Raw genomic sequence first — 440 nt, 5'->3', positions numbered from 1 at the left:
CCTACGGGCGGCTGCAGTGGGGAATATTGGACAATGGGCGAAAGCCTGATCCAGCCATGCCGCGTGAGTGATGAAGGCCCTAGGGTTGTAAAGCTCTTTCACCGGTGAAGATAATGACGGTAACCGGAGAAGAAGCCCCGGCTAACTTCGTGCCAGCAGCCGCGGTAATACGAAGGGGGCTAGCGTTGTTCGGAATTACTGGGCGTAAAGCGCACGTAGGCGGACTATTAAGTCAGGGGTGAAATCCCGGGGCTCAACCCCGGAACTGCCTTTGATACTGGTAGTCTCGAGTCCGAGAGAGGTGAGTGGAATTCCGAGTGTAGAGGTGAAATTCGTAGATATTCGGAGGAACACCAGTGGCGAAGGCGGCTCACTGGCTCGGTACTGACGCTGAGGTGCGAAAGCGTGGGGAGCAAACTGGATTAGATACCCCGGTAGTC

General features: G+C 55.9%; 1 rRNA gene. It reads left to right on the top strand.

Features of this window, described 5'->3' with window-relative positions:
- Positions 1-440, top strand: a 16S ribosomal RNA gene (locus tag AADR41_RS43120); the annotation flags it as partial.

Origin of the sequence: Streptomyces sp. CLV115, assembly GCF_038448545.1 — a bacterium.
In the GTDB taxonomy this organism is placed as follows: domain Bacteria; phylum Actinomycetota; class Actinomycetes; order Streptomycetales; family Streptomycetaceae; genus Streptomyces; species Streptomyces sanglieri.
The sequence above is the reverse complement of the archived record's forward strand: the minus strand, read 5'-3'. Positions and strand labels throughout refer to the sequence as shown.